This window comes from Atlanticothrix silvestris CENA357 (genome assembly GCF_016056295.1).
GTDB classification, from domain to species: domain Bacteria; phylum Cyanobacteriota; class Cyanobacteriia; order Cyanobacteriales; family Nostocaceae; genus Atlanticothrix; species Atlanticothrix silvestris.
Genome location: NZ_JAECZB010000001.1, coordinates 32766 through 51925, shown reverse-complemented (window position 1 = coordinate 51925; position 19160 = coordinate 32766). Strand labels below are relative to the sequence as shown.

Below are 19160 nucleotides of genomic sequence, written 5' to 3'. Positions count from 1 at the left end.
CGCCGAAATCCTTGCCATTGAAGGATTCTTATACTTTAGATGCGTTTGCCCTGGGGCATACTGGGAGGTAAGTTATGACTCAATTAGTGATAACTATACTCCTCAAGAAATTGGCGCTGGGGAGCTGTTTGAGCAATGGGTCAGATTGGTTCAGAAGAAATACCCAAATAATTTAATTCCTATCGAATGGTCTGTGAGTTGTCAAGAGTAGAGTGTGCTATGGCTGAGGAAATGCCCTTCCAATTTCAACACTATAATGATGATTTACCTCATGAAAATTTTGTAACTTTCTTTACGCATCCTGTGGACTCTGTAACGGGTAAGCCTATAAATTGGCTTGATGTTCCAGTAAACGATAAACTATGGAATTCTAAACGTGCTGACAAGGGTGGATTTATTCAGCAAGCTACAGGTTGGAAACCTTCTATCCTTCAGCCCTATGTTTACCTACCTGCACTGACTAATTTTTTGGATGCCTAAACCTTGCAGTAATCATATTGTGTAAACAATCTCTGTCAACATAAAATTAGTGCTTCCATTTCCTCATAAGAGAGAACTAATATTTATGGCTCTCCCAGATTTGAGATGATAAGTTAATATTAAAAATAGGCTAAAACAATTGATATAACAAGGTTTTAATAAAATAGAATAAAGTTTTGAATACAAGATACTTTGATTGAGTCTCTTGCTATACAATGGTTTGACGTTATATCAAACATTAGTTTTTCATAGCTAGTCTAGGAAAGTCACATTTAGATGCGAGGCGTAGGCGTAGGCATAGATATCGTTAAGCAAGATTGAAAAATTTAACTGAATATTGAACGGGTAGTTCTGTACCTTTGACAAAAAATCGGGTGTAGGGTATCGAAAGAATGAAAACGTCCCAACGAAAATTTTTTGAAAAAGAGGTTTAGGCAGTGTAAATAGTGTCAAGATATTTAATAATTCAAAACTGCTTTCATTTAGAGAGATGTAAGAATGACACAGCAAGAGTTGTTGAATGAATTTTTATCTCTTCCTGCTGAAGCACAGCGTCAAGTAATCGACTTTATTGCTTTTTTACGACAAAGATATTCAGTAGTTGAACCTAACTCTCAGTCACCAGATTTTGACTTGACAAATGATAGTTTTATTGGGATGTGGCGCGATCGCCAAGATTTAACCGATAGCACTGCTTGGGTACGTGGTGTTCGAGAAAATGAGTGGTCACAGCCGCATGACTAACTCAACTATTGTTGATACTGATATTTTAATTGATGTTGGTCGTGGTGTTATTGAAGCAGTAACCTCCTTGCAAAACCTAAAAGTAAGTTCTGGCGGCTTGGCAATTAGCATAGTCACACAAATGAAGCTGATGGTTGGTTGTGCTAACAAAGCATAACTACAAACCCTAGAAAATTTCCTCAAGCAATTTTACATTATTAAGATTGATCAACCTGTGTCAGACAGAGCAGTTGATTTATTGCGGTCTTATCGTCTAAGTCATGGCTTGCTGATTGCTGATAGTCTTATTGCAGCTACAGCAATCATGTGGAATTACGCGTTCATTACAAAAAATCAAAGGGATTATAGGTTTATTCAAGGTTTAAACCTATTGCCATATATTTAATGCTTATAAATGCTGTAGCACTTATAACCCAGTATTTAGGACTCTAGTTGTGGAACTTTATTTAATTCGTCATGGCATCGCCGAAGAACAGACAAGCAGTATAAAGGACGAAGAGCGATCGCTCACTAAAGAAGGTCGGCAAAAAACAGAAAAAGTTGCCCAGCGCCTTCAAAAACTAGGTTTGCAGTTTGATTTGATTGTCACCAGTCCCTTAGTTCGCGCCCGTCAAACGGCTGAAATTCTCATAGCAGCTGGACTCAGTTCTCAGTTGGAAGAATCTGCCCACCTTACACCTGATGGCGATATTTCTAGTTGGCTAATTGACTGGCTAAAACCCAAAAATTATTCCCCAAATACCCAACTTGCCTTGGTTGGACATGAACCTTGTTTAAGCAATTGGGCAGAAATTCTCCTTTGGGGAGAAGCCAAAGGCAGTTTTGTCTTGAAAAAAGCAGGTATGATCGGAGTAAAACTACCAGAAACAGGCTCGCCTGTGGGTCATAGTCAGATGTTTTGGTTGACACCACCCAAGTACTTGCTGTAACAGGTTTTCAACTCTTCTCAAAGAATTGTTGTTAGATCGGCTACTGTCATAGCAAAAATAATTTCTGGTAAATTAACGTGATCGGATATTTCACAAAGTAAATGGTGTTGCCATGATGGTGTGCGAATACAAGCCTGGTTTAGAAGGCATTCCCGCAGCCCAATCAAGTATCAGTCATGTAGATGGGCAAAAGGGAATTCTAGAATATCGTGGCATCCGGATTGAGGAACTAGCAGAAAAAAGTACCTTTTTGGAAACTGCTTATCTCTTAATCTGGGGTGAACTGCCAAGTAAAGAAGAATTGGAAGCGTTTGAGCATGAAGTTCGCTACCACAGACGAATAAAATACCGCATTCGGGACATGATGAAATGCTTTCCAGAAAGCGGTCACCCAATGGATGCTCTACAAGCCTCTGCTGCTGCTTTAGGCTTGTTTTATTCGCTGAGAGATTTGCATAACCCTGCCTACATTAGAGATTCTGTGGTGCGGTTAATAGCAACCATTCCCACGATGGTAGCGGCATTCCAGTTAATGCGAAAAGGCAATGACCCTGTAAAGCCACGTGATGACTTGGACTACTCCGCCAATTTTCTATACATGCTCAATGAGCGAGAACCTGATCCGTTGGCGGCGAAAATTTTTGATATCTGCTTGATACTTCATGTCGAGCATACAATGAATGCTTCCACCTTCAGTGCTAGGGTGACGGCTTCGACCTTAACTGACCCTTATGCCGTGGTTGCTAGTGCAGTCGGAACTTTAGGAGGCCCATTGCACGGTGGAGCCAATGAAGAAGTGATCCAGATGTTGGAAGAAATTGGCTCTGTAGAAAATGTACGTCCTTATGTAGAAGATCTGTTGCAACGCAAAGCCAAGATTATGGGCTTTGGGCATCGTGTCTACAAAGTCAAAGATCCACGAGCCACAATCTTACAAACCTTGGCAGAACAGTTGTTTGACAAGTTTGGGGCAGACAAATACTATGAAATTGCTCAAGAGATGGAGCGAGTAGTCGCAGAAAAACTCAGTGGCAAAGGGATTTATCCCAATGTTGACTTTTATTCGGGTTTAGTGTACAGGAAAATGGGGATTCCTACAGACTTGTTTACACCAATATTTGCGATCGCCCGTGTTGCTGGTTGGCTAGCCCACTGGAAAGAACAATTAGCAGAAAATAGGATTTTCCGTCCTACCCAGATTTATAACGGTAAGCACGAAATTCCTTATCTCCCCATCGACCAACGTTAACTAGCAGTCATTTTAGCCTCCAGCTATGGGAAATTAGAAAACCGTTACCAAAATGGAGACGGGAATTTTATCTTGCCTTTTTGGGCTAAGAGCTAGATCCTATGGGCTAGGAAGCAGGGAGCAGGGGAGAATTGGAGAATTGGGGAAAGAAACTGTCTCCAATTCTCCATACCCACTTTCGATGAATCTCAATGACTACCATAACTAGAAGTTCTCCTATAGTTTCAAGAGCCAAAAACCATCCAACGATATACTAGGCATGGGAATTTGCAAAAAAATCTTCAATCACGCAAGGTTACAGCATGAAGGTTTAAGGATGTTAGCGTAACAAAGCGTTAGTCCAGACTGAAATTTTATATTTCATACTTCAGTTGACTTAAAGAGCAGAAACATGAATTCAGGAATTGACCTCCAAGGAACTTTTATTGAATCCTTAATGGATTTAGGACTACCAGCAGGTACAGCCAAAGCTATTTGGATGCCTCTGCCGATGATACTAATGCTCATTGGAGCAACAGTGGGGGTACTGGTTTGTGTTTGGCTAGAACGGAAAATTTCGGCAGCAGCACAACAGCGGATTGGGCCTGAGTATATTGGGCCTTTGGGTTTACTAGCTCCAGTAGCAGATGGTCTAAAGCTGGTATTTAAAGAAGATATTGTGCCAGCTAAGGCTGATCGATGGCTATTTACTCTAGGCCCCATCATTGTTGTATTACCAGTATTTCTTTCTTATTTAATTGTTCCCTTTGGACAGAACATCGTCATTACAAATGTGGGAACAGGTATTTTCTTGTGGATTGCTTTGTCTAGCATTCAGCCGATTGGATTATTAATGGCTGGCTACGCATCTAACAATAAATACTCACTCTTAGGAGGGTTGCGGGCAGCAGCACAGTCAATTAGTTATGAAATTCCTCTAGCGCTGAGTGTACTAGCGATCGTCATGATGTCTAACAGCCTCAGCACCGTTGATATTGTCAATCAACAATCTGGTTATGGCATCCTCGGCTGGAATATTTGGCGACAACCAGTAGGTTTCCTCATCTTTTGGATAGCCGCCCTTGCTGAATGTGAACGAATGCCCTTTGACCTCCCTGAAGCAGAAGAAGAAATAGTAGCAGGCTATCAGACTGAATACTCTGGGATGAAATTTGCACTGTTTTATCTCAGTTCTTATGTCAATTTAGTGCTTTCGGCCTTACTGGTAGCAGTTTTATACCTGGGTGGTTGGGATTTTCCTATTCCTATCAACATCATCGCTAGTTGGCTGGGAATCAATGAAGTAAATCCTGTATTACAAGTAGTTACTGCCTCTTTGGGCATCCTCATGACTGTAATCAAAGCCTACTTTCTGGTGTTTATCGCTATCCTATTACGCTGGACAGTACCACGGGTTCGGATTGACCAACTGTTAGATTTAGGATGGAAGTTTTTGCTACCAGTTGGTTTGGTTAATCTTTTATTAACCGCAGCCCTAAAACTAGCCTTTCCAGTCGCCTTTGGTGGATAAAAGTCAGTAGTCAGTAGTAGAAGCCGATAATTCACAACTGACAACACTTCTCTACGAGACGCTCCGCGTTAAGCGTAGCTATGCCGCAGGCTTTACGACAAGCTCAGTGCATCGCTGACAACTGAAAATTGACAACTAAATAAAGAGAGAAACACGAAAATGTTAAAGTTCCTGAAGCAAGTTGGTGATTACGCCAAAGAAGCAGTGCAAGCCGGTCGCTACATTGGTGAAGGGCTGTCTGTCACTTTTGACCACATGCGGCGGCGACCGGTTACAGTGCAGTACCCTTATGAAAAACTGATTCCTAGCGAACGGTTTCGTGGCAGAATTCACTTTGAGTTTGATAAGTGCATTTCGTGCGAAGTCTGTGTTCGAGTTTGTCCGATTAATCTACCTGTAGTAGATTGGGAATTCGAGAAAGCTAACAAAAAGAAAAAGCTCAAGCACTACAGTATTGACTTTGGGGTTTGTATTTTCTGCGGTAACTGTGTGGAATTTTGCCCAACTAACTGTTTATCGATGACAGAAGAGTATGAGCTTTCCACTTACGATCGCCACGAATTGAACTATGACAACGTAGCGCTCGGTCGCCTGCCCTACAAAGTCACAAATGACCCAATGGTTACACCATTACGTGAACTAGTTTACTTACCTAAGGGTGTCATGGATCCCCATGACCTGCCTGCTGATGCGCCTCGCGCTGGTTCACGTCCTGAAGACCTTGTAGAACAAACTGAAAAATAGTCAATAGTCATTAGTAACTGACAAATGACAACTAACAATTGAGCAGAGGACAAAAAGAGTGAATCTAGCGGAAGGAGTACAGTTTGTTTCGTTTGGCATATTAGGTGTGATGATGATTGGTGCAGCCATAGGTGTAGTGCTGTTCTCAAACATCGTTTACTCTGCCTTTATGCTGGGAGGCGTATTCATCAGTATGGCAGGAATGTATTTACTGCTAAATGCTGACTTTGTAGCAGCAGCACAAGTGCTGATTTATGTTGGAGCAGTGAATGTGCTGATTTTGTTTGCCATTATGTTGGTGAATAAACGCCAGGATTTTGCGCCATTTCCTAGCGCTGGAGTCCGCAAGATACTCACCGCTATAGTCAGTTTAGGATTATTTGCGCTTTTGAGTACGATGGTTTTAGCGACTCCTTGGGCATACTCAGCTCCTGTTGTGGCTGGTGAAAGTTCCACAATTTTGATTGGTGAGCATTTATTTACCGACTTTTTGCTACCTTTTGAACTTGCTTCTATTTTGTTGCTAATGGCAATGGTAGGAGCAATTATTTTGGCCCGCCGCGAGTATTTGCCAGAGCAATTAACACCTTCACAATTGCCACAAACCGTTTTGACTTTACCAGAACGTCCTAGAGAACTAGTATCGACAAGCACTAAAACTGCATCAAATGATCCTGATATTCACCGTGGTGGTTCTCGTCGCGAATAAATGACTGAACTAGGGGCTAGAAAATTGCTATTGCAGGAAAATAACCACTGACTCTTACCTTTTGACAACTGACAACTGACATAAAATTCATGCAACTCCAGTACTTTTTATTACTTGCAGCAGCTTTGTTCTGTATTGGCATTTATGGTTTAATTACCAGTCGCAATGCTGTACGGGTGCTGATGTCAATTGAGTTATTACTCAATGCCGTTAATCTGAATTTAATGGCATTTTCCAACTTCCTTGACTCAATATTAATTAAGGGTCAGGTTTTCACCGTATTTGTGATTACCGTGGCAGCTGCTGAGGCGGCGGTAGGTTTGGCGATCGTGCTTGCCATTTATCGCAACCGTGATACCGTCGATATGGAGCAGTTTAATCTCCTGAAGTGGTAATTGCGTGTGCAACTCAAGCAGGTAATCATTGCTTATAAGGCGCGAGATTCCCAGAGTAAACGCTGGGCAGAACTCTGCGCTAAACAACTGGAAAATCGCAATTGCCAAGTTCTGATGGGGCCTAGTGGGCCTAAAGATAACCCTTATCCGGTATTTTTGGCTTCAGCGGCTCAACCCATCGATTTGGCTTTAGTACTTGGTGGTGATGGTACTGTTCTAACTAGTGCCAGACATTTAGCCCCAGCTGGTATACCCATTTTGGGAGTGAACGTGGGTGGCCATCTGGGCTTTCTAACCGAGTCAGTAGATGAGTTTCAAGATACAGAAAAAGTTTGGGATCGGCTGTTTGAGGATCGCTATGCTATTCAGCGACGGATGATGGTACAAGCAGCCGTGTACGAGGGTCATGGTACAAATTTAGAACCTGTAACTGAACGCTACCTGGGTTTGAATGAATTTTGTGTCAAACCGGCTTCCGCTGATCGCATGATTACCTCAATTCTAGAGATGGAAATTGACGGTGAGGTAGTCGATCAATATGTAGGAGATGGATTGATTATTTCTACCCCTACGGGTTCTACGGGTTACACTGTTTCTGCTAACGGCCCAATTATGCACGATGGTATGGAAGCAATTACCATCACTCCCATTTGTCCCATGAGTCTTTCTAGTCGCCCTTTGGTTTTACCTCCTGGTGTGGTTGTTAGTGTTTGGCCTTTGGGCGATTATGATTTGAGTACAAAGCTATGGACAGATGGGGTATTAGCTACTTCAATTTGGCCTGGACATCGTGTTGATGTGCGAATGGCTGATTGTCGGGCTAAGTTTATTATTTTGCGGGAGAACAATTCATATTATCAGACGCTGCGAGAGAAGTTGCTTTGGGCAGGCACTAGGGTTCGCTACACTAATAATCACCGAAATTGATTATTCTTTCCAGCGTTTGAAATTTGACATTCCCTGGTTTTAGCTAATGCCTAAAACTAGGGTATTTTTGTATCGTTGTTTAACCCCTCTAAATAAAAATAAGAGCCAATTTTTCACCTGTAGACAGAGCAAGAATTTGAGTGCTAATTTTCTCACAGAATGCCTGAAATCAAGTTTTTGTTAAAAGCCTGATGCTGTAAAGATTATAAATTATGTAATTTATCAATGAGTTATTTAGCAGTCTTTTTCAGACCTTGCCAATTTTGTCGCAGTTGTTTCAAGTTAGGCGTATGACCACCATAACGCCAACCCACGTAAGCTTGACAAATTTCATCTATTACCTGAGCCGTAGCTTGGTCATGATGCTGATGTAATACGCTTGCATACTCTAGGGGTGTTTGTGCTGGATGTTTACCTAAACCTTTTTGGGCTGCCCATTGCAACATTTGTTGATAGAGACTTTCCATAGGCGGTAATTTACCTAACCAACGACGCTTGCTCCATTCTCTCCACTGGTTCCAACCTAACCAACCCAAGAAGGTTGCTGTAGTTGCCAAGATTAAGCCCGTTAATACACCTAGCCAACCCTGAGCAAATAAAGCTAAAAACCAAGCGATCGCTCGACTCACATAACTAAATATTATTCCAAATACATTATTCAATAAACCCGTGATTGGAGAAGGTAGCCACCCAGCAACCCAATGCCAAAACTGGCGTAAGACGCTAAAGGTTTGAGTATCTTCAATTGAGGGAGGAATCAAAGGATGGTTGGGAATTGGATCAAAAGCAAACCAGCCATATTTGGGAAAATACACTTCTGTCATCGCGTAAGCGTCTGTATTACGGACAACGTACATCCCCGTAAATGGATTAAATTCCCCAGCCCCAAACCCCGCCACTAACCGCGCAGGGATGCCAATAGAACGTAACATTACTGTCAGAACTGTCGAGAAGTGGTCTGGATACCCGCCCTTGTATTTGAACAAAAACGCTTCTACTAAGTCGTCTTTTTCTTCTAAATAAGGCAGATCCAAGGGATTTTGAGGAATAGAGTAGTTTTGTTTGAGGTACTGAGCGAGATAAAGAGCCTTTTCGTAAGCCGAATCCAGGGTTTTTAAAGATTTCCCGACCCTTTCGCGGTTGTAGTTGGCAAGAATTTCTTCAGTACGTTCCCTGACTTTTTGCTCAATTTCGGGAGGAATTTGCAGATAATAATCTGTAATTTTTTTTAAGTAGTTAGTAGAAGCTTTACCTAACGCAGCCCGATCGCGGTACGGTACTTTGGAAATAATTGTGTAGGTAAGGTCTTCGGATAGTCCAACAGGTGCGCGCAACCCATCTTCTTGATCAATAGCAATGATTGGTGTGGGAAAATAAACTTCTTGCGGAAAAGTCATAGCTGGAATCAAATTAGGTAAATCTGAAACCATCGTATAAGTTTGGACGACATCTCTAGTTTTAGCAAGGGTATCTGGTGTAGCTACGTAAATTTGGTAAGACCAAGGCGATCGCTTGATAGTCCTGACTTTTTCATTACGAGAAATTTCCCAGCCTTTACCTGTATAACGATCAAATGCCAAGACTCGCCAAAAGCCCTCCGCCTGCGATCGCACCCGCATTACTACCTTGGGTTTCATCTTTCCGCCCAGGTTTTGGTTAATCTGACTATTAAAACCGTAATAAAAACCGTTATCTAAGCGTCCTGGCTGACCTGCTTGGCTTTGTCCATCACCATTGCTACCACTACCTTGATTATTAGCATTACCTTGACGGACATAACCAGGATTGATAATACTACGACCTGTAAACCCGCCTTTCACCTCAATAGGAGAACTGACAGGAAACGTCCGCAGTTGATAGCCAGGGAATCGAGGCAAAACAGCAAAAATCCCTAGCCCTAAACCAACAACTAAAGTAAAAAGTAAAAAATAAACAGGTATACGTGAAGATAATTTAATTTCATTTGACTTTTGGTCAAAGACTGTTGACTTTTTTAGTCCCAGTTGCGAACGGTAGTTTAATCCTAAAGTCGGTAGGGCGATCGCTAAAAATAATAACAACACTGGTGCAAATGCTAAAGTTTGGCTCAGTGTTGCTGCTACACCCAATAAAATTATGCCTATGACTATGGAATAGCCCAAGTCTTTACGACGGGGCATATCAAAACTGTGGAGTATCTGGAGTTGAATTAATAACTCTGCCAATGCCAATCGCGTATCGTTCAATTCTCCCAGCAATCGCCCAAAAAAAGCACCCAGTGCAATTAACATTCCTATGGCGATGCAGAACTTAACGGTAATATTGGCATGGCGACGACGGTAGTAACTCCAAATCGCACCGACTATACTTGGCGGTACTGCCCAAAGACTAAATATCGTCTCGGTGGCAATATCTGTTGCCACAATTCCGATAATTACCAACGCTAGCACTAGCACACGCAAGGAAATTGTATCTTCCGCTTCTTTCAAAGACGAACCCTGCGTATTTTGTCGCCAAACATGACCCATAGATAGAGGCCAAAACCGATTCATCCTGGATAATTTAAACATTGAGAGTGTAAGCAACCTGATGATGTAGATGCAATAACACAATGCTGGGGATGTCAACTGACTACCCTGCTTTCAGCCTCTATTTTTCGGGAAGCCCCTCTTAAGAAAACAGGAACTCCCCGAAGGAAGCCTTTGGGAGTTTAAGTATCTCGTACATTATGTCTTTTTAATTGCTGTTGATCGTAGAAACCCGAATGATCGTTTGCAAAAAAGTAGAAACCCTAATGATCGGTTATTAAAAAAAGATCAGGTGCAAAACCAAGAAAATCATCTTAATTTGTCGGCGTTGATCAATCTAGAATGCTAGCGATGGATATAGTTAGTGGCTAGATCGTGGGATTAATCACAAACAACAACGACTGTTGGTCTAGTTCTGGAAACTCAACTTCCAGAGTATAAGTCGGGTTAAGTTGCTGGCAGTGTAGTTCTACGCTCAAGTTTCCTGAACCGGAAGATTTTGCTGTGGCTTTAGTACCGCTGCCTTGCAGTTTCAAAATACCTTTAGTAGGCAAATCACTATGAACGTGTAACTGTGTCCACTGACCCTGAGATATGTATTCTACCCTCAGGGTTAGAAGACCCGCACTAGTTAGCCATTGTCTTTCAACTACTGGATGCGATGGTGATACTGGTAGAGTCAGATTTTCTAGCAGTTGTTTAGCAGCCAGTAGCGACAATGCCATTTGTTGACGCGGTTGTAAATCAGAGTAGTCGCTCTGAATATTAGGCATCATACCCAAGGTGTCTACAGACCGATAAGTGCTTCTCAGCACCAATCCAGCTATATCATTGAGCGTTTGAGACTCACTAGGGAAAAAGCCCTCAACTATTTGAACTAATTTTGCCCCTAGCGGTAGTGAAGATGTAATCAGCGTTTGGCACTGTTCTAGTAATTCCCGGAAAATATTCTCCGGTAGGGGAATAGGTAGGCTCAGCTTTGAACGCTGTGCCATCCATCCCCAGGTAGGACTGAGTGCTAGCGATCGCTCTTCAACACAATCTGGATACTCTACTATTTGTGATTCCCAGGGGAATAACGGAGGGTGGTTTTCGGTTTGGATTTGTAACCGACGCTTGAGGACGGCTTGGAAACGTTCTTGCACAGTAGGAATTTCTCCCAATTGAAAGGTTTGGGGGGTTCCTCCCAACTCTAGCTCACTACTTTTTAATGTAGTTGCTTCCTTGGGAGGGTTATCCACCCCGTCAATTTCCTTACAATCTACCAATTTCTGCTCGTGGGTATTGACATGATTTGCCAACAACCAATCGAGCAAACGGTCTTGTAAGGATTCTGAGTCACTATTCATGAGTAGATGCACCTGATCCGGACACTAAGGAGTTACGAATTTCCCAAGCTTGCTCAAGAATTTTAAACCACCTTTTTTGTAGTTGGGCTGTTGATAGCCCTAAAGTCTTGGCAATTTTTTCGTCTGGCTGTCCTTGTTGCTTCAACTCCAGTAGCGATCGTTGTTTATCGTCTAACTGTTCTGTGTATACTTGCCATTGCTGGGGAGTTAAGCCCAAATTGGTGTTTAATGAAGCTTCCAACCATTCATGAACTAATTCCCAGCGATGCAACAAGGCAAACCGAATTAAATGATATTTAAAGCGTTGCTGTAAGTAATCACGCTGGCGAGGAGTTAAACCCAAAACTGACTCAATTTCCTGTGTCGATAGATCCTGGAGGCGGAGGGAAAAATAGTCAGCACAATCAGATTGTTGCCGTTGTTCCAGATAATCCATTAATTCTGTAACTACAACCGAACGCAAAGTATCTTCTTCTGGTTCGGGTGCTGCTTGCGTCGCCATTGTTGAGCGCAACTGCTGTACTGCTGGCTCTTCCCAAGAACCATCACCTTCGTTGCTGCTACCTTCTGCGGCTTGTTCGATGTCTACGTTGGTTTCTGGAGGTTGCTGTTGAGAGAAAGTTTGGGCCCGCAGAATAATTAGCTGCTGCTGACGACCTGGTAAAGGAATCCGCCGCTTACCATAGCGTTCGGTAAATGCCATGTACTCTGACAATTCCAGAAGAGTTTGGGGGCGATAAGTGGGGCCAAGTTGGCTCTCCCGCCGGAAAGCGTTCAAAGCTTCCAAATAAAAACCTTGGAGAAAATCTTCAATAATCGTCAATCGTCCTTGATAGCTCAACTGCCGCTGAGGAGGATTAATGTAACGATAAATAATTGCACTCAGAGTACTGTGCAATTCTACTCTGCCCCGATTTGAACCCAACTGATAGTATCTCAGACACTGTTGCAGTCGATGCCGAGCTAGAGTCATTGCCGAGTTTTCGATCGCACCGGAAGCCTGGATACGTTTACTTTCACTACAAATCCGGTATACTTCGGTGGTAATTCGTGTAGCTACATCGTGGCAATTCTGGGCTGAAGCTTTGGTTGACTGCTGAAGCTCCTGGAATAGGAGTTGAAATATCACCTCCACGCCGATAGAATTTTCTCCCTGAATTGTTGGGGTTGGAATTGTTGTGGTTGGAATTGTTGCGGTTGCGGCTGAATTCATAGTCTCGGTTTTCAAAAGACCCTAACATGCTTAAATACAACCTGTACGACCGTGGGTATTGGCTTTTTGGGTTTTGCGTATAAGCTAAATGCAACAGGCCAATCCTGCGTTTAGGATGTGGCTTATTTTATTGTTCCCAATTCTTATGGGATTGTTCACACTTAACTTTTATGTTATTGCCATTACCCAAGAGTCGTTTACAAGTCATTATGGATTTAGAAAGACAAATTCAATTGCTGATTGACAATGCACCCCACGATGGTATAACACCAAATATTGTCGCAGCAATTTCTCCTGTGCTTAGTGCAATCGCTCAAAGATTACGCCATTCCCAATACTATATTCTCCAGAATTTGGAGTCAGAGTGGGTGCTAACTACATTGAGTAACCGTGCAAATCCAGGATTAGAAAAGCGTGTGATTTACGCTTTTTCTACCATACAGGATGTTTCCCTAATTCCATCTGCTGGGCTTGACCCTCAAATCGTAGCGAAACCTCTTCCTGTTACCCACATTTTGTTCCAGTTGGTGGCATTAGAACCCGTAGATAGTATCGTTTTTTTGGAAACGCCGGGTCAGACCACTCATACCGTAGAAGTGCAGCGAAATGAATTGCAAAAACTCATGCAACAACAGATAAAAAAACAACAGAAGCCTAAACAAGTACCCCCCGATATTGCATAAATAAATTTTGGAGTTGGGATTTATTAGATACAATCAAAAATCCCAACTCCAAATTTAAAAATTTTAAATTTAAAATCTAAAATTGTTTAGTAAAGCCGACTCAGTACATAGTCAGTCATATTCATTAATGCCTGGTATGATTCTGAAGGTGAAAGAACTATTAGATGCTCAGCAGCTGACTTAGCATGTTGAGCCGCTAATTCCCTAGCTTGTTGTATACCTTGACTGTCTTGAATTAGCTTTAGTGCTTGCTCTAAATCACCTTCTTGGGCAAATTCTCGCTCAATCAACACTTCTAGATAAGGTTTTTCCCTTAAGGCGAATAAAACAGGTGCAGTGAGATTACCACTTTTGAGATCAGAACCCACTGGTTTACCTAAAGTATCTGCTGTACTCGTGAAATCGAGAATATCATCCACAATCTGGAATGCTAAACCTAGATGACGACCATAGCTATACAGATGTTCAGCAGTTTCTGAAGAAACTTCACTAAGTAACCCAGCTGCTTTGGAACTGTTGGCAATTAAGGAGGCTGTCTTGTAATAGCTCTTTTTGAGGTAAGTTTCGATTGAGATGCTAGCATCAAAACGATTCATTCCCTGTTGGATTTCTCCAGTAGCCAAATCCATAATGACTTCTGAGAGTAGTTTTACCACCTCCAAATTATCTAAATTTGCCAAATACCATGAAGATTGGGCAAAGAGAAAGTCTCCCGCTAATATGGCAATCCGATTGCCAAATAAACTGTGAACGGTGGGAACACCTCGTCGCACCTCTGATTCATCTACAACATCGTCATGTACCAAGCTTGCAGTGTGAATCATTTCCGTGATTTCTGCTAAACGGCGGTGACGTGGTGTAATGTCTTGTTCTAACATTGAGGCCCGCGATATCAGCAGAACAATTGCTGGTCTGATACGCTTTCCCCTAGCTCCGAATAAATGTTCGGCTGCTGCAAAGAGAATGGGGTGGCGATTTCCAACTAGCTGCTTGAGGTTTTCTGCTAGTAGTTGCAGGTCTGCTTCCACAGGGGTAAACAGAGAGGTGGCTGGGGTCATGGATGGGCGGACTCTGGCTTAGGTTACGAAAGTTTACATATCCTATACTCATTTTAAGATAACCCTGTGCCAGCGCAAAGTTTTGATTAGATAATACTCGTTTGCTGACCTTTACAGAGCTTTGAGCGTATGGAAAAGCATAAGTTTGATAAATCTTTGTGGATGGGGTCAAAGCTACATTACAGCCAAGCCTCATTTTTAGATTTTGTTTATATGTTGGTTAGTACAAATGCACTACTTTGTGGCAGTGGTATGTTGTGATGAGGAAAATTTTCTCATAATTGTCTTTTTCTGAGGAGAAATTCTCTAAGTTAATTAGCTCAATAGATCTTTGAGTTGTTTAAAAAACTTTTCTCAACTAAACAAAACATACTTAAGTTTTTTCAGTAGTCGGCTTATATTTTTGAATTAAATTATACAAATTTTTGGTTCGCTGAACTCGCAACAATAGAATATAGGTTTATTGTTGCTAGTAATTTATTTTTAGACATAAATACTATAAGTAATATTAAGCACAATATATCAATATTCCACTTTTTCTGGATGATTTAGCTTTTACACACTGGTTATCTTGAAATGAATACTAAGCTTGACTAGCCTGAGATTTAGCAATCCAGAAATTTTAAAATTTAGCCCCAAAGTCGGCTTAAAATTCAGGACTGTTGTGTTACGCTAAAATATAGGAATTTTAAATTTTTCAAGTATTCATCCTTCAAAAGTAAATTACTGTTAAGTAATTTTACTTGTGCGAGGTTGGGAGTTTAGAATGACTCGCCGCTATATACCGAAGTTAGAAAATCGCTATTAAGTGATTTTACTTTTATGGGGTTGCGAGTCTAGAATAACTAGCTGCTATACAATCGGAATTTAGGAAGTGATTCCTCCGCTTTTTGTATGGCAAATTAGCTTCTGGTAATAGAGCTATGCAATATCCTTGTGGATGTTTGCTACGAGTCTTGATTATGCATTTAGCGTCAAGGCTCATATTGCTCATAGAAAGAAGTAAGTATAAAAATAATGCAGACTAGGTAAACTGCTGAGGAGTGCAGTTAAAAAATGTCGTTTGGCAATTTTTTAACTGATGTGGGATGTGTGGTCTGCGAAAAACTTAATTCAATAATTTAGTTGATTGACCGAAGAGAATAGATCTCTACGGAATAATTTGGCATAACAAGCTACAGCCATCAAGCACGTACTTGGTTGGCTGAGATTTTATTCATTTTATGAAATTTCATATTCTTTTGAAGAAAGTGCTGGGAGAACAATGATTTACGGAAATATGCCTATGATGATTTTTATTCTAGCTGCTGGATATTTGTTCGCAGTTTATCTGTTGTTAGCGCTAGCAAAACGAACCGGACGAAAATCTGCTCCTAGAAGTTTTCCTACGACTACTAAAGGAAATGATTCGCAAAATGTCACGGTAACATCACAAGTAACTGAGGTAGTCAATAGTCAATAGTTTTAAGAGTTCTTACCCATTGACTATTGACTAGAAAAGTCTCAATAAAGTTGAGAGACAACGACATCAGTAAAGTCCACGACTTCAACCATTGGAGTACAACCTAGCCATTGCACTCCAGACTGAGCAAATTGTTGTGGACAACCACTGACAACGAAGCGAGTTGGTAGTGGGGGATGAGTATTGGTTAAGTCAAGTAGTTCAAGTTCTTGGGCACAAGCTGTCACAGTATGAACAGCTGGGTCAACTAGTTTAACTTGAGAAGGGAGAAGCGATCGCAGTACTGGTGCAAGGTGGGGATAATGGGTACAGCCGTAGACTAAGGTGTCAATTTCTTGCTGTAGTAAAGGCTCCAGATAAGAACGTGCGACTTCGGTAGTGTAGGGGTCGTGAATGCGATTCTGCTCAATCAATGGTACAAATTCAGGACAACCGACTTGCCAAACTTGGACATTCGGATCAATTTCCAAAATGGCATGTCGATAGGCATTACTCTTTGCTGTTGCTGGGGTAGCAATCACACCAATACGCTTTCCTTGTTGCACTGCTGCTCTTGCTCCTGGAAGGATAACTCCCAAAATTGGGATGCTAAATTCCTCGCGCACTATTTCTAGTGCTAAGGCAGAGCTGGTGTTACAAGCCATAATCACCATTTTTACGCCTTGCTGTTGCAGCCAAACGATAATTTCGCGCACAAACTGTAAAATTTCTGTTTGTGAACGAATGCCATAAGGAAGTCTAGCTGTATCTCCAAAGTAGATAATTGATTCATTGGGTAGTTGCCGATAGAGTTGTCGCAATACCGTTAACCCACCCACACCACTGTCAAAAACACCGATTGGGGCACGTTGAGGTTCTTTATCGGAGAAATCGTAAAGATTACCGTCAAGGATGGAAGATGAATACACAGGCAGATATTAATTTAGGTTGTTGGATTTAAAATACAGAATCTAGCAGACATTTGGTTAACTGACCACAAAATTCTGTATACAACAGCAGTCTAAATACCACCTCTTTAATTAGTAATTTGCACTATAACTTTACTCTAGTTGTATTTTTATCTTTGCTTTAAGTAATTGAGAATACCATAAGCGATCGCCTCTGCCATCTGATTTTGGTATTCGGGTGTTCCCAAGCGGGGATTATCTTCTCGACCAGACATATAACCTGTTTCTACTAAAATCGACGGCATAGAACTTTTTCTTAGAACGTAGAATCTAGCTTTGCGCGTTCCTCGGTCTTTGAGAGTACCAATATTTTGAAGAATATTACTGCGGACTGCTTCAGCTAGAGCATAACCACTATCGTAATAGTAAACTTCTAAGCCATTGACATCAGGGCGACCATCAACCGAATTAGCGTGGACACTAACAAACAAAGTCGCATTCACTCGCTCAGCAATGTCTACCCGTCCCTGAAGTTCTACAAAATAGTCAGAATCCCGTGTGAGTACTGCTTGTACACCATTTTGCTCTAAAATAGACGCGATTCTTTTGCCTATTGGCAAGACTACATCCTTTTCTAGTAGTCCACCTAGACCGGGAGCGCCTGGGTCTTTACCCCCATGTCCTGGGTCAATAACTACTAACAATTTTCCTCTAGGAGCTGGAGAACGTGGTGCTGGCTGTGATATGGGGCGAGGATTTTCTATATTTGGGTCTGTTAGTTGAGCTTGGTTTGGTGGTAATAGAGGCGGTAAAGCAACTGGCGGTGTTATCTGACGAGAACGCTGTAGTTGCAGAGCCAGTAATTGGTCGCCGACTTGGTTAAGTTCCCCAATTTGTACACCCGCCGCTGGTTGAACAAAAATAATGACTGTATTAGGTTCTTGTGATTGCAGACGCACCCGCAGAATAGGACTAGTAGCATCAAAAGCGGGGCCTGTAACTCTAGGAGATAACTTAGCATTATCAATAACAATACGGTATAAACCAGAAGATCTATCCCAACCACCTTTAGCAGATAATGGCTGGTCGGCTCGAATCAGAAGTTGCGTACCATTATTGCCAGCCAATTCCACAGACTGAATGGTTGTGGGTGAGCCGCTAGTAGATGCTGTAGGACTAAGGTCATTATCTCTGGGTAATCTGCCAGTGGTGCGATTGGGTAGAACCACAAACCCACCTATACTGCTCGTGCTTGCTCGCCAGTCTGGACTATTTTTGTCCACCTGTAGTGTCATGCGAACAGTTGGTTGTTTGTTTTGCAGTTGGGTGAATTGAATACGGCTAACACCGTAACGATTAATCGGTAAATCCTGTTGCTCTAGATTAGGTGATAAAGATGCACCAGAAATATCAACATTAATTGTCTTCTTGTCCCCACTGCGATTTACCTGAATCTGAGGATTACCACCATTGGTGCGAACAAAAAAACCATCGCCTGTAACTCGTAAATTCTCAACTTGAGTTACAGATGCTGCGGTTTTGACAACTGTTTCTTGGTTAGTAATTGGCGTGACTGGCTTAGTTGTCACTACATTGTAAATACTTCTGGGGGACAGCGCTGGAGCAGATGCCCTTGTAGGGTTTTCTGAGGGATTAGATGGTTCTTCTGCCCCCAATGCTAGTTTTGGGGATGAAGCTACACCTTCAGGTTTTGGGGTTGGTAACTGTACCATCCAGCGGCTAGCGCTCATGCCGACAAATTTTACTTGGTTGGGGTCGAGGGTATAACCAGGAGAAAGTTCGACAACTATGCGCGTTGTTTGCGGGTCAAACTGTCCCACACGAATATTACGAATTGCCCCACCGACTTGTTGCGTTAACTGCGACCGCCCGAATATAGTGCCTGGTAAATCAATTACTAAACGTGTAGGGTTGAAAACAAGTTGTGCCTGGGGTTGAACAGCCCCGGAAGTATTAATTTCCAGACGATTTTGATTACTATCAAAACGCCAAGATTCCAATTTCGCAGCCATTGCCGTCGACGATAGTAAGAAGATAGTTCCAATAGTACCGGGTAATAACCAGTGTAATTTCACAGTCTTTTCTCCTGATTCGAGTTCATGGGAACCGTCAATATTTCCACATATTGGTAAATTCTCACACCGTCACCGAGCAAACATTAGCTTTGATGCAGCAAAATAATTTTTACTGGTATTAGGGGCATAGCTAATGGTGTAAAATTTTAGCACGCCCCTGTAATTTTGCCATGCTGTAGATCACATAAAAATTCTGACCACACGACATTTAGATCACA

18 protein-coding genes and 1 pseudogene are annotated in these 19160 nt (G+C 41.9%); 13 read left to right on the top strand and 6 right to left on the bottom strand.

Annotated features, from left to right (window positions below; all coding sequences use genetic code 11):
• Positions 1-219: 219 nt before the first annotated feature.
• The 11 genes and pseudogenes from I8751_RS00235 (at position 220) to I8751_RS00185 (ending at position 7687) form a co-directional block, all read left to right on the top strand.
• Complete coding sequence (locus I8751_RS00235; protein WP_214437165.1) at positions 220-480, top strand: hypothetical protein; 261 nt, start codon at positions 220-222, stop codon at positions 478-480.
• A gap of 498 nt (positions 481-978) precedes the next feature.
• Positions 979-1224, top strand: a complete 246-nt coding sequence (locus I8751_RS00230) for a DUF2281 domain-containing protein (protein ID WP_214437164.1) — start codon at positions 979-981, stop codon at positions 1222-1224.
• The gene (locus tag I8751_RS00225; protein ID WP_214437163.1) at positions 1217-1381 is read left to right on the top strand and encodes a PIN domain-containing protein; all 165 of its coding nucleotides are present in this window, start codon (positions 1217-1219) and stop codon (positions 1379-1381) included. Before I8751_RS00230 ends, I8751_RS00225 begins: the two co-directional genes overlap by 8 nt.
• Positions 1382-1405: 24 nt before the next feature.
• Positions 1406-1609 (top strand): annotated as a pseudogene (locus tag I8751_RS30310) (PIN domain-containing protein); the annotation flags it as partial.
• Between the two features lie 49 nt (positions 1610-1658).
• Positions 1659-2153, top strand: coding sequence for a phosphohistidine phosphatase SixA (sixA, locus tag I8751_RS00215; RefSeq protein WP_214437162.1), 495 nt, complete (start codon positions 1659-1661; stop codon positions 2151-2153).
• A 112-nt stretch (positions 2154-2265) separates the two neighbouring features.
• A complete protein-coding gene (locus I8751_RS00210; RefSeq protein WP_214437161.1) occupies positions 2266-3402 on the top strand; it encodes a citrate synthase in 1137 nt (378 codons plus the stop codon).
• Positions 3403-3793: 391 nt separating this feature from the next.
• A complete protein-coding gene (nuoH, locus tag I8751_RS00205) occupies positions 3794-4912 on the top strand; it encodes an NADH-quinone oxidoreductase subunit NuoH (protein WP_214437160.1) in 1119 nt (372 codons plus the stop codon).
• A gap of 159 nt (positions 4913-5071) precedes the next feature.
• Positions 5072-5656: an NAD(P)H-quinone oxidoreductase subunit I gene (ndhI, locus tag I8751_RS00200; protein WP_214437159.1), complete on the top strand. Its 585-nt coding sequence runs from the start codon at positions 5072-5074 to the stop codon at positions 5654-5656.
• Between the two features lie 58 nt (positions 5657-5714).
• Positions 5715-6365 (top strand): NADH-quinone oxidoreductase subunit J, encoded by a 651-nt coding sequence (locus I8751_RS00195; protein ID WP_214437158.1) that lies wholly within the window; start codon positions 5715-5717, stop codon positions 6363-6365.
• A gap of 89 nt (positions 6366-6454) precedes the next feature.
• Positions 6455-6760: an NADH-quinone oxidoreductase subunit NuoK gene (nuoK, locus tag I8751_RS00190; protein ID WP_214437157.1), complete on the top strand. Its 306-nt coding sequence runs from the start codon at positions 6455-6457 to the stop codon at positions 6758-6760.
• 6 nt (positions 6761-6766) lie between these two features.
• A complete protein-coding gene (locus I8751_RS00185; RefSeq protein WP_214437156.1) occupies positions 6767-7687 on the top strand; it encodes an NAD(+) kinase in 921 nt (306 codons plus the stop codon).
• A 230-nt stretch (positions 7688-7917) separates the two neighbouring features.
• On the opposite strand, the gene I8751_RS00180 is transcribed toward I8751_RS00185, so the two are convergent.
• The 3 genes from I8751_RS00180 to hetZ form a co-directional block, all read right to left on the bottom strand.
• Positions 7918-10218 carry a DUF3488 and transglutaminase-like domain-containing protein gene (locus I8751_RS00180; RefSeq protein ID WP_214437155.1) on the bottom strand — a complete coding sequence of 767 codons (2301 nt, stop codon included), beginning with the start codon at positions 10216-10218 and terminating at the stop codon, positions 7918-7920.
• 344 nt (positions 10219-10562) lie between these two features.
• A complete protein-coding gene (locus tag I8751_RS00175; protein ID WP_214437154.1) occupies positions 10563-11543 on the bottom strand; it encodes a PatU in 981 nt (326 codons plus the stop codon).
• On the bottom strand, positions 11536-12756 hold the full coding sequence (gene hetZ / locus I8751_RS00170) for a heterocyst differentiation protein HetZ (RefSeq protein WP_214437153.1): 1221 nt from the start codon (positions 12754-12756) through the stop codon (positions 11536-11538). The genes I8751_RS00175 and hetZ overlap by 8 nt, the downstream gene beginning before the upstream one ends.
• A 209-nt stretch (positions 12757-12965) precedes the next feature.
• Here hetZ and I8751_RS00165 point away from each other — a divergent pair, with 209 nt between their 5' ends.
• Positions 12966-13439 (top strand): hypothetical protein, encoded by a 474-nt coding sequence (locus tag I8751_RS00165; protein WP_214437350.1) that lies wholly within the window; start codon positions 12966-12968, stop codon positions 13437-13439.
• Positions 13440-13525: 86 nt separating this feature from the next.
• Here I8751_RS00165 and sds read toward each other — a convergent pair whose 3' ends face one another.
• Entirely contained in the window at positions 13526-14497 is a 972-nt protein-coding gene (gene sds, locus I8751_RS00160) for a solanesyl diphosphate synthase (RefSeq protein ID WP_214437152.1), read from the bottom strand.
• Positions 14498-15761: 1264 nt separating this feature from the next.
• On the opposite strand from sds, the gene I8751_RS00155 reads away from it, so the two are divergent.
• A complete protein-coding gene (locus I8751_RS00155) occupies positions 15762-15959 on the top strand; it encodes a hypothetical protein (protein ID WP_214437151.1) in 198 nt (65 codons plus the stop codon).
• Positions 15960-16000: 41 nt separating this feature from the next.
• On the opposite strand, the gene murI is transcribed toward I8751_RS00155, so the two are convergent.
• On the bottom strand, positions 16001-16867 hold the full coding sequence (murI, locus tag I8751_RS00150) for a glutamate racemase (protein ID WP_214437150.1): 867 nt from the start codon (positions 16865-16867) through the stop codon (positions 16001-16003).
• A gap of 149 nt (positions 16868-17016) precedes the next feature.
• Positions 17017-18942 (bottom strand): N-acetylmuramoyl-L-alanine amidase, encoded by a 1926-nt coding sequence (locus tag I8751_RS00145; RefSeq protein WP_214437149.1) that lies wholly within the window; start codon positions 18940-18942, stop codon positions 17017-17019.
• Positions 18943-19160: the final 218 nt, after the last annotated feature.

What these genes read in the sequence shown, in the direction of transcription:
- I8751_RS00235 (WP_214437165.1), top strand. Translation starts at nt 220, where the DNA reads ATGGCTGAGGAAATGCCCTTCCAATTTCAACACTATAATGATGATTTA.
- I8751_RS00230 (WP_214437164.1), top strand. Translation starts at nt 979, where the DNA reads ATGACACAGCAAGAGTTGTTGAATGAATTTTTATCTCTTCCTGCTGAA.
- hetZ (WP_214437153.1), bottom strand. Translation starts at nt 12,756, where the DNA reads ATGAATTCAGCCGCAACCGCAACAATTCCAACCACAACAATTCCAACC.
- I8751_RS00165 (WP_214437350.1), top strand. Translation starts at nt 12,966, where the DNA reads ATGGATTTAGAAAGACAAATTCAATTGCTGATTGACAATGCACCCCAC.
- I8751_RS00180 (WP_214437155.1), bottom strand. Translation starts at nt 10,218, where the DNA reads ATGAATCGGTTTTGGCCTCTATCTATGGGTCATGTTTGGCGACAAAAT.
- sds (WP_214437152.1), bottom strand. Translation starts at nt 14,497, where the DNA reads ATGACCCCAGCCACCTCTCTGTTTACCCCTGTGGAAGCAGACCTGCAA.
- I8751_RS00155 (WP_214437151.1), top strand. Translation starts at nt 15,762, where the DNA reads ATGATTTACGGAAATATGCCTATGATGATTTTTATTCTAGCTGCTGGA.
- nuoH (WP_214437160.1), top strand. Translation starts at nt 3,794, where the DNA reads ATGAATTCAGGAATTGACCTCCAAGGAACTTTTATTGAATCCTTAATG.
- I8751_RS00210 (WP_214437161.1), top strand. Translation starts at nt 2,266, where the DNA reads ATGATGGTGTGCGAATACAAGCCTGGTTTAGAAGGCATTCCCGCAGCC.
- I8751_RS00175 (WP_214437154.1), bottom strand. Translation starts at nt 11,543, where the DNA reads ATGAATAGTGACTCAGAATCCTTACAAGACCGTTTGCTCGATTGGTTG.
- nuoK (WP_214437157.1), top strand. Translation starts at nt 6,455, where the DNA reads ATGCAACTCCAGTACTTTTTATTACTTGCAGCAGCTTTGTTCTGTATT.
- ndhI (WP_214437159.1), top strand. Translation starts at nt 5,072, where the DNA reads ATGTTAAAGTTCCTGAAGCAAGTTGGTGATTACGCCAAAGAAGCAGTG.
- I8751_RS00225 (WP_214437163.1), top strand. Translation starts at nt 1,217, where the DNA reads ATGACTAACTCAACTATTGTTGATACTGATATTTTAATTGATGTTGGT.